This window comes from Bacteroides sp. Phil13 (assembly GCF_001940965.1).
Taxonomy (GTDB): domain Bacteria; phylum Bacteroidota; class Bacteroidia; order Bacteroidales; family Bacteroidaceae; genus Bacteroides; species Bacteroides intestinalis.
The window spans coordinates 38,681-53,189 of sequence record NZ_MSHA01000056.1; the positions used below are offsets into that span (position 1 = coordinate 38,681).

Annotated in this window: 10 protein-coding genes; 8 read left to right on the forward strand and 2 right to left on the reverse strand. The window is 39.4% G+C overall.

All coding sequences use genetic code 11. From position 1 onward, the window contains the following. Positions 1–12: 12 nt before the first annotated feature. The 3 genes from BWI44_RS10955 (at position 13) to BWI44_RS10965 (ending at position 4,663) form a co-directional block, all read left to right on the forward strand. Entirely contained in the window at positions 13–1,212 is a 1,200-nt protein-coding gene (locus BWI44_RS10955) for a glycoside hydrolase family 88 protein (RefSeq protein WP_195209221.1), read from the forward strand. Positions 1,213–1,302: 90 nt separating this feature from the next. Then, a complete protein-coding gene (locus BWI44_RS10960; RefSeq protein WP_195209222.1) occupies positions 1,303–3,096 on the forward strand; it encodes a glycoside hydrolase family 2 protein in 1,794 nt (597 codons plus the stop codon). A 10-nt stretch (positions 3,097–3,106) separates the two neighbouring features. Then, on the forward strand, positions 3,107–4,663 hold the full coding sequence (locus BWI44_RS10965) for a sulfatase family protein (RefSeq protein WP_138293292.1): 1,557 nt from the start codon (positions 3,107–3,109) through the stop codon (positions 4,661–4,663). 127 nt (positions 4,664–4,790) lie between these two features. Here the strand turns inward: BWI44_RS10965 and BWI44_RS10970 are convergent, their stop codons facing one another. Beyond that, positions 4,791–8,732, reverse strand: coding sequence for a helix-turn-helix domain-containing protein (locus BWI44_RS10970; RefSeq protein WP_195209223.1), 3,942 nt, complete (start codon positions 8,730–8,732; stop codon positions 4,791–4,793). Between the two features lie 542 nt (positions 8,733–9,274). Here BWI44_RS10970 and BWI44_RS10975 point away from each other — a divergent pair. Genes BWI44_RS10975 through BWI44_RS10985 form a run of 3 tightly spaced genes read left to right on the forward strand, consistent with a single transcriptional unit; the run spans position 9,275 to position 11,865 of the window. Continuing rightward, positions 9,275–9,757, forward strand: a complete 483-nt coding sequence (locus tag BWI44_RS10975; RefSeq protein WP_117707317.1) for an HU family DNA-binding protein — start codon at positions 9,275–9,277, stop codon at positions 9,755–9,757. 21 nt (positions 9,758–9,778) lie between these two features. Next, positions 9,779–11,290 (forward strand): NAD(P)H-hydrate dehydratase, encoded by a 1,512-nt coding sequence (locus BWI44_RS10980; protein WP_195209224.1) that lies wholly within the window; start codon positions 9,779–9,781, stop codon positions 11,288–11,290. Between the two features lie 11 nt (positions 11,291–11,301). Then, positions 11,302–11,865, forward strand: a complete 564-nt coding sequence (locus tag BWI44_RS10985) for a YdeI/OmpD-associated family protein (RefSeq protein ID WP_044155394.1) — start codon at positions 11,302–11,304, stop codon at positions 11,863–11,865. Between the two features lie 4 nt (positions 11,866–11,869). On the opposite strand, the gene BWI44_RS10990 is transcribed toward BWI44_RS10985, so the two are convergent. After that, positions 11,870–12,556 carry a DUF5715 family protein gene (locus tag BWI44_RS10990; RefSeq protein WP_007666661.1) on the reverse strand — a complete coding sequence of 229 codons (687 nt, stop codon included), beginning with the start codon at positions 12,554–12,556 and terminating at the stop codon, positions 11,870–11,872. Positions 12,557–12,763: 207 nt separating this feature from the next. Between BWI44_RS10990 and truA the strand changes: the two genes are divergently transcribed. Both truA and BWI44_RS11000 read left to right on the forward strand, forming a co-directional pair. Further along, positions 12,764–13,525 carry a tRNA pseudouridine(38-40) synthase TruA gene (gene truA, locus BWI44_RS10995; RefSeq protein WP_007666657.1) on the forward strand — a complete coding sequence of 254 codons (762 nt, stop codon included), beginning with the start codon at positions 12,764–12,766 and terminating at the stop codon, positions 13,523–13,525. Positions 13,526–13,553: 28 nt separating this feature from the next. Further along, complete coding sequence (locus BWI44_RS11000) at positions 13,554–14,450, forward strand: DMT family transporter (protein WP_007666654.1); 897 nt, start codon at positions 13,554–13,556, stop codon at positions 14,448–14,450. Positions 14,451–14,509 lie beyond the last annotated feature (59 nt).

The window sequence follows — 14,509 nt, forward strand, 5'->3', positions numbered from 1 at the left end:
TAAAAATTTTATATGAAGAAAAAGACATTGATTTTGGCAGTCCTAGTAATAGGACTACTCTTACCATCATGCAGTAATAATAGTAATGATATGATGAGTTCTGTGATAGAAAAAGGATTAAAACGTAGCATTGAACAGTCTGAATTGATGGCTGCCAGTCTGATGGATCAGCCTGACAGGCTTCCAAAAACTACAGAGAAAGATGGAACTCTTGTTACGTCAGATACGCATTGGTGGTGTAGTGGTTTTTTTTCAGGAACTTTATGGATGCTTTATGAAGCTACTGGGAATGAAACGCTGAAAAAATATGCAGAAAACTATACGATGCGTATTGAAAAGGAGCAATATGCTTTAGATACGCATGATTTAGGCTTTATGATGAACTGTAGTTTTGGAAATGGTTACAGAATAACAGGAAATGAAAATTATAAAAAAATCCTGTTACAAAGTGCCCGGTCATTAGCAACACGCTATAACGAAAATATAGGAGTTATTCGTTCGTGGGATAATAAGCCTAAATGGATGTATCCTGTAATTATTGACAATTTAATGAATTTGGAACTATTAGAAAATGCATATAAATTATCACAGGACTCATTGTTTGATAAAATTGCAAACAGCCATGCTACGATAACTATAACAAATCATTTTCGCCCGGATTATAGTTCATGCCATGTTGTAGATTATGATACCATAACTAATAAAGCGCTCAAAATGGATACCCATCAAGGATATTCAAGTACTTCGGCATGGGCACGTGGACAAGCGTGGGGATTGTATGGCTATACAATGATGTATAGAGAAACCCAGAACGAAAAATATCTTCAGCAAGCCATTAACATTGCGAAGTTTATCTTGCACCACCCAAACCTTCCGGAAGACAAGATACCTTATTGGGATTTTGATGCACCTAATATTCCGGACGAACCGCGGGATGCTTCTGCTGGAGCTATCATAGCATCCGCTCTGTTAGAATTGGGGCAATACGTCAATGATGATAAGCTTTCTAAAGAATATCAGTCTGTAGCCGCTCAACAACTGAGAACACTCTCGTCAGACGAGTACCTGGCGGCTCCCCAGACAAATGGTGGGTTTATTCTTAAGCATTCAGTGGGAAATAAACCCCGAAACAGTGAAGTTGATGTTCCACTTACGTATGCCGATTATTATTATGTAGAAGCGTTACTCAGATATAAGAAACTGTTGCAATAGGTATTTCGGCCAATTATATAAGAATGCGGGTTAGGACGGTTAAGACAATCTAACCTGCATTTTATTTATAAACAACACTTAACAACTACCATGAAAAAGAAATTGGTTTATTTGTTTTTACTATTATGGGGCTGCTGCAATCAAGTACAGATTGCACGCGCCCAATTTGCTATGACAAACGTATATGGACGGAAATATGTACTATTAAATGGGAAATGGGATGTAATCATAGATCCTTATCTGCATGGGCATAAAGACTCTATCTATAAGGATAAACCTTTAAAAAGTAAGTCCGATTTCAAAGAATATGCTTTTGAAGGAGGAGTACGGCTTAATGTACCGGGTGACTGGAATTCTCAATATCCGGAATTAAAATATTATGAAGGTACAGTATGGTACGCAAGGCATTTCAGTATAAAAAGGAGTTCTGACGAAAATGTATTTCTATATTTCGGGGCAGTAAATTACCAATGCACTGTATATCTGAATGGAACCAAAGTGGGGGAGCATGAAGGAGGATTTACTCCATTTCAGATAAATATAACAGACTATATTGTTTCTGGAGACAATTTTCTTGTATTGGAGGTTAATAACTATAGAAATAAAGATGCGATACCTGCTTTACTCTATGACTGGTGGAACTATGGTGGCATAACTCGGAATGTTATGATTGTGAAAACTCCCCAACTATATATTGATCATTATTTTATACAGTTAGACAAATATAAGCCGGATCTGGTTCATGTCAAAGTACAACTTTCTGAAAAGCGTGTAAATGAAAATATCCGAATTACTATTCCCGCTTTAAATGTACTTCGACAGTTGAGCACAGATAGTACAGGCATGGCGCAGACTTCCATAAAAGTTAAGCGGTTACAACGGTGGTCACCGCAAACGCCTCAGCTATATCTGGTTCAACTGGCTACTCGCAGCGATACTATTAAAGAAGAACTCGGATTTAGAAATCTTTATGTCAAAGGGAAACAAATTTATCTGAATGGTAGTCCTGTTTTTATGAAGGGTATCAGTTTTCATGAAGAAATAGCTCAGAGACAAGGTAGAGCTTTCTCTCAACAAGACGCAGTAGCTCTGTTATCCGAAGCAAAGGCATTGGGAGCTAATTTGATACGACTGGCACATTATCCTCAAAATGAGTACATCGTAAGATTGGCTGAAAAAATGGGTTTCATGCTGTGGGAAGAAATACCACTTTGGCAAAATATAGATTTCACTAGTAAAGCAACTCTGCAGAAAGCATTGACTATGCATTCTGAAATGATAATGAGAGATAGAAACAGATGTGCTTTGACATTTTTGGGAATTGCTAATGAAACCAGTCCCTCCAAGTCGCGTAACAGTTTTCTAAAAGAAATTATAAATAATTGTCAAAAGATGGATACCACCCGTTTGCTTACTGCTGCTTTTGATAAGGTGAAGTGGAATGGTGATACCCAAACATTTGAGTTGGAGGATACACTTACAGAATATCTGGACGTTGTATCTATCAATAAATACATGGGGTGGTATCATCCGTGGCCAATTAAGCCGTCTGAGATTAGCTGGAATATCTGTCCAGATAAACCGCTTTTTATTTCCGAATTTGGTGGAGAAGCATTATACGGCCAGTCTGGAGATGCTACAGTTGCGAGTTCTTGGAGTGAAGAATATCAGGAACGGCTATATAAGGACAATTTAGCAATGTTTATCTCTATTCCTAATTTGACAGGTATAGCCCCTTGGATTTTGTTTGATTTTCGTTCTCCTTATCGTTTTCACCCGCTCAATCAAAATGGTTGGAATCGAAAAGGGTTAATTTCAGATCAAGGATATCGCAAAAAAGCATGGTATGTAATAAATGAATTCTATAAAAACATTAACTTTTAAATATCTGACAATGAATATTCATATACTTTCTTTGCTAAGTGTTGCAACTATTGCACAAGTATCAATTGCGACGGCACAGACTGCGCCTAGGGTCAATATTTTGTTTTGTGTAGCTGATGATGCAGGTCATATGAGTGCTTATGGGGTTCCATGGATAAATACACCTGCATTTGATACTGTAGCTCGCAATGGACTTTTATTTAATAATATGTATACATGTAATGCCAAATCCGCACCCTCACGTGCTGCTATGATTACAGGTAGAAATTCATGGCAGTTGGAAGAAGCCTGTAATCATTGGCCGAACTTTCCTGAGAAATTTAAATCCTATCCGGAAGCTTTAGCTGATAATGGATATTATGTAGGCTGTACGGGAAAGGGTTGGGGACCTGGATATGCTGTCAATTCAAGAGGTGAGAACCGAAATCTCACCGGGCAGGTATGGAACAAACGTAAACTTACGCCTCCAACTACGGGGATTTCTGATTGTGATTATGCAGCCAATTTTAACGATTTTCTAAAGAGTTGGGACAAGTCTAAGCCATTTTGTTTTTGGTATGGAGCACTTGAACCGCACCGTGGCTATGAATATGAATCTTCTAAGCGCTTTGGGAAGAATATCAATGATATTGATTCTGTACCGTCCTATTGGCCAGACAATGAGGTTGTGAGAAGAGATATGCTGGATTATGCAGTGGAAGTAGAGCATTTTGATAAACATTTAGGTCTGATACTTCAGTCTTTAGAGGAAATAGGCGAACTTGACAATACTGTTATAATTGTTACTTCTGATCATAATATGCCTTTTCCACGTTGTAAAGGACAGGAGTATTATAACTCCAATCATATCCCAATGGCAGTCATGTGGAAGAACGGGATAAGACATCCGGGAAGACAGATCAATGAATACATCAGTGTCATAGATTTGGCACCTACTATTTTGAAGGTAGCAGGTATAAGTGAAATGCAATCAGGGATGCAAGCTATCACTGGAAGAGACTTTGTTGACTTGCTGAAAGATGAAAACACAGGGATAGACCGTAATTACGTAATGATTGGTAAAGAACGGCATGATGTAGGTCGCCCCAATGATCAGGGATATCCTATCCGTGGGTTGATCAGAGGAGACTTCCTTTACCTTAAAAACTTTAAACCTGAACGCTGGCCTGCAGGTGATCCTGAAACAGGTTATATGAATGTGGACGGTAGCCCTACTAAAACTGAGATCCTGAAAGCCCGTCATAATCCCAAAACAAAATATTTATGGCAACTGTCTTTTGGGAAACGGGAAATGGAGGAATTATATAATATAAAAAAGGATCCTAATTGCATGGTCAATTTGATTCAAAAGAAGGAATATGCTTGCATAAAAGATAGAATGGAAGAAGAAATGACCAGACGATTATTGGATCAAAAAGATCCGCGAATGTATAATAAGGGGGATATCTTTGATAAATATCCGGACACCAGCGAAGCCCATGACTTTTGGCACAGGATAAGGAACGGAGAGCGAGTTCCGGCAGATTGGATTAATCTTTCTGATTTTGAAAAAGACTTTCCACAATAAGAGTTTTTCTTGTAAAAAAAGAAAATAAAAGAGTATCTATATGATATTTCATCCGCAGATGACACAGATTTATAATAGTAAATAATTGCTATATCTGAAGAATATCTGCGGATGTCAAACTCTGTTTCTATACCTTTTTCTGAATAGAATATTGTTTCGGAGTCATACCAAACTCTTTCTTAAAGCTTTGTCCGAAATAGCGTTGATCTGAATATCCCACCATATAACATATTTCTGAGACAGGATGGGAAGTTTGTTTTAACAGCTCTGCGGCCCGTCGCATGCGCCTTTTTCTGATTAAATCACTTGGTGACAAATTCGTGATTTCCATAGCTCTTCGATATAAAGTAGAACGGCTTATGTTTAATAAACTAGCCAATTTATCAATATTAAACTCAACATCTGCTATGTTATCTTCTATAACGTTGATGATATTAGCAACGAATTTGTCGTCATCTGATGTGATAAGTACTTCTTTAGGATCTATAATCAACTCTTTCCGAATGTTCTCTTTGATTGCCGTACGTACATCAAGCAGCTGTCTTATTCTTGCATCCAGGCTAGCTACATTGAATGGTTTTGCAATAAACACATCAGCTCCTGCTTCATATGCCTTCTGCTCCGTTATTTCAGAAGAAAGTGAGGAAATGAAAATGACGGGTATTGCTGATAATATCTGGTATTCCTTCATTTTGCGACATAACTCAAATTTATAGTCGTCTTCTTTCACCACATCAAAAATAACTAGAGAAGGTATTTTGTCGAGTATGTGCTTTATGTCGGTAGCAGCTGTGTTTAGTGATATGTTAAACTTATTTTGAAAAACAGACTTTATGAAGAGATCTATGTCCTTGTCTCCCTCATACAGATAAATCACTGGCAAAGTTTTATCCGAATCAATATTCAATTCATCCACAGTTCTATCTTTTTGAACAGTTACAGGTAATAACAGCGATACAGATTGTGCTTTATCCAATGTTTTCATTTCTCTTGCACTATAATGAGAGTCGCCTAATAGCAAGTCGAAAATATATTCCCTCATCCGGTTTCCTTCGATATTACGTATGGATAGTTCGCTATGATGCACTTTTAGATAATCGTATGCAATTAAAAAGCGAGTGTTTAACTCTTGTACATTAGACTCACCTTCTCCACTTCGGGATGCAATAATACTTACGTTCAGCCTGTAATCATGGGAGTCAAGCATATATTTCACCTCAACCCTACCATTATCTATTATATAGGAAATAGCATCTTCCATAATATTATATAGAGCTACTTCTATCTTAGTTATGTCTATGATAGTTGTAACAGAAGTCACGTTTCCTTCTATTGAATAAGTTACATGTTTTGTGGCAAACTCATCTAGAAATAAATTACAAATTCCTTGGATAACAGGAATAATATCTACTTTTGATAACTGTACATCATATTCTCCCAAGGATACTTTTTTGAACTCCATCAATTTCGATACTTGTTCCGACAATTTGAATACATTGCCTGACATCGTATGTAGCATACGCTTAACATCTGTATTTGTCAACTGGTCATAATTTTTTAGTAAATATTGCAGAGGCGCATAAATCAGAGTTAAGGGTACCTTAAAACCATATGACAAACGAGTGTAATAGTCTAATTTCCACTTAGATAAAGCATCCTTGTGCCGCAATTTAGAACCTAAATTAAAGTTTCGGACAACTAATAGTAAAATGCCTGCAACTATGCTTACATATAAGGAGTAGGCCCACCAAGTTCTCCATGGTGCCTTTTCTACCACAATCTCAATAGTCCGTATATTGTCCATCCAGATACCCGAAGCATTAGTTGATTTTACTTTAAAAGTGTATGTGCCGGGAGTTAAATTGGAATAAGAAGCGTTATTTCTTGATGCGTCTGTAATAATCCAGTCTTTATCAAAGTCCTCTAACATATAGGCATACTCTATTTTTAGCGGATCTTTATAATAGAGAGAGCTGAAAGACAAGGAAAATTGAGTATCTTTATACGATAGCACTAACTTGCCCGAATTATTGATCTCGTGCAAGCGATTTTTCTTCTCATCGGAAAAATTCTCTTTATTCAGAAGTTTTATGCCGGATATATAGACATTATGCGGATAAGTGTCTGGTGTCAATTGAGTAGGATTAAAAAAGTTGAGTCCATTTACTCCTCCTATGAATATTTCTCCATTGCGGTTGACGCATGTTCCCAAAATATACCATGTCTTTACAATATCTTGATTTACATTCAATTCATAATAGACAATCAAATCTTCTAGATTAATCTTATAAATACCGTGTAAACTAACCGCCCATATATTCTCCATATTATCCTGTATAATAGCCCCAATATAGGAACTCTTTCTTGAATATGGGAATTCTAATCTGGTAAACTTATCTTGCTCAATGTTGTATCTATATAATCCGTTTGCTGTTCCGGCCCATATTCTTTTTTGATGGTCTATATATATTGCCGTTATCCACGATCCACCAAACATATTTCTAGGGTATAATTTTGTACTTATAACTTTCAAATCATCGTCCAGTTGTAGGCGATATAACCCATCATTGTCTGATGAAAGCCAAATGTTTCCATTGCTGTCCCTACAAATGGCTCTGTGTTTGCCTTTCACCTTTTCCGGATAGTCTAATCTGGTGAATTTGCCGGTTGAAGCATTGATACTACCAACCCCACCTTCGGAGAATGCCAACCAGATATTATTGTAATAGTCCTTAAATATGGAACGTACATATCGCATTCCATATTGCTCTAATGCAACATTCAGTGATTGATCGTCATAAAAAAGGCATCTTCCCGAATCGAAAAATTTGATTGCGTTTTTTGTGCTGATCAAGAAGGTTTGATCTTTGAATTTGGTGATGCACTGTATTTTGTTGCCAGCCATTATGTCATTTGTATTTCTCCGGTCAACATATTGCGTAATAGTATAGTCATTTTTATTGTTCCACTTTATCTTATTAATTCCATTGGATGTGGCCAACCATAAATAATCATTGCCACAGTATATGGAAGAAATAATATTGCTGGATGGAACATTCTTTCCATTTTTACTATGCTTGATGGCATGAAAGTTGGAGGACTCATCATTGTATAAATATACTCCCTCTAATGTACATATCCAAATTCTGGATTTCTTGTCTTTATAAATTTTATTAATAGTGTTTTTCAGTTCGCTATCTCCTGATTTATCTATTAATAATTTATTTTTCAAGACTGCCTTTCCGCTATGGTCATATTCGTATATGGAAATACCATATCCCCTGGTTCCCACCCACACTTGATTTGCGTATTCGAAGAAAGAGATAACTTCATGATTATAGGCAATATGCTTAAATCCCGATATTCCCACAGAATCCAAAGTATCTATGTTACTATATAATATTTCTTCGCCACGGCATATCCATAGTTTATTGCGGCTATCAATAAATAATTGAACAATTTTGTCTCCACTATATAAAGTGTTGCTCTTCGTTTTACCGTCATTTTCAATATGAATGATCACCAAACCGGATTCTGTACCCAATAAGGCTTCTTGATTGCCATAAATCACCATAGAGGTAATATGATTATTCAGTGATTCCTTATATATGGTTATTTTGTGGATGAAATTCCAGTTATAGTCAAAGAGGAAAACCTCTCTGTCTGTAGCTACAACTTGATAATCGCTGTTACACTGATAAGCTATAATATTTTTGGATTTCAACAATGGAGAACAAAGGTCACATTGGTTATTTATATAGTTGTAGGCATAAAGTCCTTCATTGGTTCCTATATACAATGTTGTTTTTCTGTGGCTTAAGAAATTAACATAACGGTCGCTTATCATTGAATGAATTAATGGCTGAAGAGAATAACCATCAAAAAGAAAAACGCCATTATCCAAACCTAACCACATAAAGCCTAACGTATCTTGTTCAATAGAAGTAATTGTATTATAGAAAAAGTTTCCTTTAAAATCAAAAGACTTTATGTTTTGTGCCATTCCATAAAATGGGTAGGACAGCAAAATACACAATAGTACTAAGATAACTTTACTAATATGTTTCATAGTATACTCAGCTAAAACTTTACATATAAGATAGTCGCCTTTATCACATCTATATCTCTTCAGGTTTCTACTAATATGCTATTTCCTATTAAGAAAACAAATCTACTAATTTATATTGTTTAATGTGCTATTTAGAATCTTAAAATGTAAAAAATGCATTTGGAGCTTGAAATAATTTAGGTTGTGATGTCTATTGAGTTATCTATGTATGGCGGGTGGTTTCCTAAAATTAATTAAGATTATCTGTCTCTATCAGTCTTGATGGTAAATTTTAGCCAGCTTGTTTCGGGACATGCAATATTTGCATGGAAAATACTATTGATTCTTTTTAATTCTTTCTTGTTTATCTCTATTAAATAGTCTACCTTTGTTATAGTAATCCTGTTACCAACACCCGGGTGTCGGGAATGCTTACATGGGGATGTTGGTAGTGTCAACATGAGGGTGTCGGATATTCTAACACCCGGGTGTTGGTAACACTGTTCTTTAATGAAGCGAGGACTATCTTATAAAGAGGTGATAACTATTAGTAAAACAAAGATATGGCAATACCTTATATTGTCCGTCGCAAGGCGGATGTATCGAGTGGAGAAAGAAAAGAATTGTGGTATGCCGTTGGCAAGAAATTGCAGAAGAAAGGCGGTAAAACGGAGCGGGACGTGGCACATCAGGTGGCGCAACGGACTGGTTTTCATCGGGGAGTGGTAGAAGCTGTTCTGGCCGCGACAGGTGAAATCATCGAAGAGGAGTTGAGTGACGGGCATTCTGTAACGTTGCGCGGCATCGGCTCATTTCAGACGGCGGTCACGAGCAAAGGGTTTGAACATCCGGAAGATGTGTTGCCGCATTCCGTGAACCTGTCGCGTGTGTATTTCAAGGCAGACCGTATGTTGACGTTGGCGGTGAAGCGTGCGGGATGCCATCGGATTCCGTTTAAGTATTATTTCCCGAAGGAACTGCTGACGAAGAAAATGGAACAGGCTGACAAGGAGGCGGAAAAAGAAGAAAATGGATTTAATGAATAATATTAGTTTGAAGATTTAGATATGAAAATATTTCCTACCCAAAGCATCAAAGAGTTGGATGCTTACACCATAGAGAACGAACCGATTGCTTCCATCGACCTGATGGAACGTGCCTCGCAGGCATTGGCAAAAGCTATTGCCGGACGTTGGGATGCAAAAACACCTTTTACGGTATTTGCCGGGCCGGGCAATAACGGGGGAGATGCATTGGCCGTTTCCCGTTTGCTGGCAAAGAAAGGCTATAAAGTCTCGGTTTATTTGTTTAATACCAAGGGAGAGCTTTCTCCCGATTGCGAGACGAATAAAGAACGACTTGCGGATGTGGAGAATGTAGATTTCCACGAAGTGACCTCACAATTTGTGCCACCTGTGTTGACGGACGATCATGTGGTGATTGACGGACTGTTCGGTAGCGGACTGAACAAGCCCTTGAGCGGTGGTTTTGCTGCCGTGGTGAAGTATATCAATGCTTCGTCGGCGCGGGTGGTGGCCATTGATGTTCCTTCGGGCTTGATGGGAGAAGAGAATACATTCAATATCCGGGCGAATATTGTCCGTGCGGATGTGACGCTAACTCTGCAATTGCCGAAGTTGGCTTTTCTTTTTGCGGAAAATCAGGAGTTCGTGGGTGAATGGGAATTGCTGGACATCGGTCTGAGTGAAGATGCAATAGAGGAAACGGATACGGATTATTTCTTGCTGGAAGGGGAAGATATGCAGTATTTGTTGAAGACACGCAATAAGTTTGCCCATAAGGGGGACTTCGGACGGGCTTTGCTTATTGCGGGTTCGCAAGGAATGGCGGGAGCTTCCATACTTGCCGCAAGGGCTTGCCTGCGTTCCGGAGTAGGATTGCTGACGGTACATGTGCCTTATTGCAACAACATGATTGTGCAGACTTCTGTTCCGGAAGCAATGACGGAAATGGATCCCAGCGATACTTGTTTTGCCTGTCCTACGGATACGGATGATTATCAGGCGGTAGGCATCGGACCGGGACTGGGAAAGTCGGAAGAAACCGAGGCGGCGGTATTGGAACAGATAGATGCTTGTCAGACACCTATGGTGGTGGATGCTGATGCACTGAATGTGTTGGCGGGACACCGCAATTATATCGGTCGTTTGCCGAAAGGCAGCATACTTACGCCTCATCCCAAAGAGCTGGAACGTTTGGTAGGAAAATGTCAGGATTCTTATGAACGGCTGACGAAGGCACGTGAACTGGCACGGACGGCAGGGGTATATATTGTGTTGAAAGGTGCGTATTCTGCTATTATCACTCCGCAAGGGAAGTGCTATTTTAATACAACAGGCAATCCCGGTATGGCAACAGGAGGCAGTGGTGATGTGCTGACAGGCGTTGTGCTTGCGTTATTAGCCCAGGGATATGTGCCACAGGATGCAGCTTGCCTGGCTACGTATGTTCATGGTCTTGCCGGAGACATCGCTTGCAAGAAGCAGGGAATGATGGGAATGACGGCAGGGGACATTGTAAATTACTTGCCACTGGCGTGGAGGATGATGGAGGAATGAGGGGAGGTATTATGTCAACAGAGATAAGATATTTTGAAAACAGAGAAGATTGGCGAAAGTGGTTGACTGACAACTTTGAGACTGCCAGTGATATTTGGTTTGTATTTCCCGGTAAATCTTCGGGCGAAAAAGGTATTACTTACAACGATGCTGTTGAAGAAGCCCTTTGCTTCGAGTGGATTGACAGTACAATAAAGGCGCTTGACAAAGAACATAAAATTCAGCATTTCACGCCCAGAAACCCTAAAAGTACATACTCGCAAGCCAATAAAGAAAGGCTTAAGTGGCTGCTGGATAATAAAATGATACACCCTAAATTTGAAGATAAAATACGAAATGTTTTGTCTGTTCCTTTTGTTTTCCCCGATGATATAATTGACAGATTGAAAGAGGATAAGATCACATGGAAAAATTATCAACTTTTCTCTGATGCATATAAGCGTATCCGAATTGCATACATTGAAGCTGCAAGGAAACGGCCGGAAGAATTTGAAAAGCGATTAAACAACTTTATCAATAAAACGAAAGACAATAGAATAATAACGGGGTTTGGTGGAATTGGGAAATATTATTAATCTTTTATCCCTTTCCTCTCGTAGTAATGTGGAAACATCCTTGTTTCAATTCGTATTTGATATAGCATTTCTCAGCTTTCCGCAGGTCTCGCAACACTTCCGAGAGAACGAGTTTCAGGGTATCTGCACTGACATCCTGCAAGGGGCGTCCGTCTTCATCTTCTATTTTCTGGAAACGTTTCCAGCTTACATCGAATGTTGTACCATAGAAGTGTGCAGAGTTTGCGGAGGCATTTCCGTTGCGGCGGCGCAGGCGTTTCACATCATCCTGGGTGCGAAGTACGGAAGTCACGATGACTTTATTCGGATTCAGTCCTTTTGCCGTAAGCGAATCTAGGAAATTGCTGCCGATGGTATCGAGCAATTGTGCTGCACTCGGAATCAGATAAGGGATGGAGTGTGTGAGGGAATCCACCTTATATAAATCATTTGTTTCTATATGATGCAATTTCTCTTTCATGTTTTCTGCATCCTTGCGCGAAGCGATGGGGGCGATACCTATGGCTTGTGCAATATTTAAATGTGCTTCATTCAAGTCTCCGAAAGTCCGTCTGTAGCTGATTACCCCTTTGATGTTTCTCGGTTCATTCAACTTGAGGGACATATCTTTCTTTTTGCATCCGGCAAGGGAAGTGCTGGTGATGATTATTGCTAAAAATAAGAGTGGAAGTTTACTGTATACTTGTTGCATATTGTTTGGAATTGTTTTTATGTGGGCACAAAAGTATAAAAAAGAAAAGAGAGTTCTTCTCTATTTGCTTGTCATTTTTCCGCTTTATAATATCTTTGCTTGAAAGCGAAGATAGGCTGCACCTCAGCATTAAAAATAAGCAAGCTTATTTTGTACAGCTTTGGGTTTGCACTATCTTTGCAGCCGAAAAAATGAAAGCAAAAGAGTATGCAACGGTATTTTATCTATTTAGCTTACGACGGAACCGCTTACCACGGCTGGCAAATACAACCCAACGGAGACAGTGTACAAGAGTGTCTGATGCGCGCACTTGCCACATTGATGCGCCGTGAAGTAGAGGTTATCGGTGCCGGACGTACCGATGCCGGTGTGCATGCTTCCCTGATGGTAGCCCACTTTGATAGTGATGAACCATTGGATACTGTCTTTTTTACCGACAAGTTGAATCGCCTTCTGCCACCGGACATCTCTATCTACCGTATCCGTGCAGTGAAGCCCGATGCGCATGCCCGTTTTGATGCAACAGCCCGCATGTATAAATACTACGTGACTACGGTAAAGTCTCCCTTTAATCGTCAATATCGTTGCCGTCTTTTCCAAGCGCCGGACTTTGAGCGAATGAACGAAGCTGCCCGTATTTTGTTTGATTATACGGACTTCACCAGTTTCAGCAAGCTGCATACGGACGTAAAAACGAACAATTGCCGCATTATGCATGCCGCTTGGACGCAGGTAGATGATGTAACCTGGGTATTTACCATTCAGGCGGACCGTTTCCTGCGCAATATGGTTCGTGCAGTTGTCGGTACTCTGCTTGAAGTAGGCCGTGGCAAGCTCACCGTTGAAGGCTTCCGGCGTGTCATCGAACAGAAAGACCGTTGCAAGGCTGGTACTTCCGTTCCGGGTAATGCCTTGTTTTTGGTAGATGTCACATATCCCGAGGAATTATTCATCGCAGATAATAACTGAATAACTAACAATTAATTAACTAAGAACCATGTGGTTATTACTCGCCTTTCTCTCAGCTGCCTTGCTGGGGTTTTATGATGCATTTAAGAAGAAATCATTGCGTGACAATGCTGTGCTTCCCGTTCTGTTTCTGAACACAGTGTTTTCCAGTATGGTATTTCTTCCTTTCATATTGATTTCCGCTTTTACTCCGGTCCTTAACGGAACAATGTTTGATGTGCCTGTAGTAGGTTGGGAAGTACATAAGTTTATAATTATCAAGTCCTTTATCGTTCTTTCATCTTGGATATTCGGCTATTTCGGTATGAAACATTTGCCGTTGACTATTGTAGGACCGATTAATGCCACCCGCCCTGTAATGGTACTCGTGGGGGCCATGCTGATATTCGGTGAACGTCTGAACCTGTATCAATGGATCGGAGTCATGCTTGCCATACTTTCTTTCTTTATGCTGAGCCGTTCCGGCAAGAAAGAGGGCATCGACTTCAAGCATAACAAATGGATTTATTTCATTGTGCTTGCCGCCATCACCGGTGCTATCAGCGGACTGTATGACAAGTATCTGATGAAGCAATTCAATCCTATGGTTGTACAATCGTGGTACAATGTTTATCAGGTATTTATCATGTGCCCCATCATCCTTTTGCTATGGTATCCCAAACGAAAAGAAAGTACTCCTTTCCGTTGGGACTGGACTATCATCCTGATATCCGTCTTCCTTAGTGCGGCTGACTTTGCCTACTTCTATGCCCTGAGCTATGAAGACTCCATGATTTCCATCGTTTCTATGGTACGCCGCGGCAGTGTGGTTGTCTCCTTCCTTTTCGGAGCTCTCTTCTTCCGTGAAAAGAATTTAAAGAGTAAGGCTGTCGATCTCATATTAGTATTGATTGGAATGTTCTTCCTGTATTTAGGAAGTAAATAAGTTGAATACAGATGATTAGTTTCTATATCCCTGTATTCGTGTATCTTACTGGTTGTTTA

Bases quoted from the DNA above. Each gene is read 5' to 3' on its own strand.
- BWI44_RS10970 (WP_195209223.1), bottom strand. From the start codon at position 8,732: ATGAAACATATTAGTAAAGTTATCTTAGTACTATTGTGTATTTTGCTG.
- BWI44_RS10960 (WP_195209222.1), top strand. From the start codon at position 1,303: ATGAAAAAGAAATTGGTTTATTTGTTTTTACTATTATGGGGCTGCTGC.
- BWI44_RS11000 (WP_007666654.1), top strand. From the start codon at position 13,554: ATGTGGTTATTACTCGCCTTTCTCTCAGCTGCCTTGCTGGGGTTTTAT.
- BWI44_RS10990 (WP_007666661.1), bottom strand. From the start codon at position 12,556: ATGCAACAAGTATACAGTAAACTTCCACTCTTATTTTTAGCAATAATC.
- BWI44_RS10965 (WP_138293292.1), top strand. From the start codon at position 3,107: ATGAATATTCATATACTTTCTTTGCTAAGTGTTGCAACTATTGCACAA.
- BWI44_RS10980 (WP_195209224.1), top strand. From the start codon at position 9,779: ATGAAAATATTTCCTACCCAAAGCATCAAAGAGTTGGATGCTTACACC.
- truA (WP_007666657.1), top strand. From the start codon at position 12,764: ATGCAACGGTATTTTATCTATTTAGCTTACGACGGAACCGCTTACCAC.
- BWI44_RS10975 (WP_117707317.1), top strand. From the start codon at position 9,275: ATGGCAATACCTTATATTGTCCGTCGCAAGGCGGATGTATCGAGTGGA.
- BWI44_RS10955 (WP_195209221.1), top strand. From the start codon at position 13: ATGAAGAAAAAGACATTGATTTTGGCAGTCCTAGTAATAGGACTACTC.
- BWI44_RS10985 (WP_044155394.1), top strand. From the start codon at position 11,302: ATGTCAACAGAGATAAGATATTTTGAAAACAGAGAAGATTGGCGAAAG.